Below are 316 nucleotides of genomic sequence, written 5' to 3'. Positions count from 1 at the left end.
AAAGGTGTAACTACAGATTTTGACGGAAACTATTCAATTGAAGCATCGGCAAGTGATGTTTTAGAATTTTCTTATGTTGGATTTATTTCTCAAAGTGTTTCCGTTGGGAATAATTCTACTATTAATATAGTCTTACAAGAGGATGTTGCACAACTTGATGAGGTTGTCGTTATTGGTTATGGAACGTCTAATAAGAAAACTTTAGTTTCGGCAGTATCATCTGTTAAATCAGATGTTCTGGAAAATCAACCCGTGGCTAGGGTAGATCAAGCCTTACAAGGTAGAGCTGCAGGTGTTGAGGTTACTTCAAATAGCG

Annotated in this window: 1 protein-coding gene; it reads left to right on the top strand. The window is 36.7% G+C overall.

Annotation, left to right across the window (positions count from 1 at the left end):
* Window positions 1-316 (top strand): carboxypeptidase-like regulatory domain-containing protein (locus KI686_RS16200; RefSeq protein WP_237590358.1); only part of this gene is annotated, 316 nt, incomplete at both ends.

Source organism: Polaribacter sargassicola (assembly GCF_021991835.1).
Lineage (GTDB): Bacteria > Bacteroidota > Bacteroidia > Flavobacteriales > Flavobacteriaceae > Polaribacter > Polaribacter sargassicola.
Note: the sequence above shows the minus strand (reverse complement) of the source record. Positions and strands in the feature narration are given on the sequence as shown.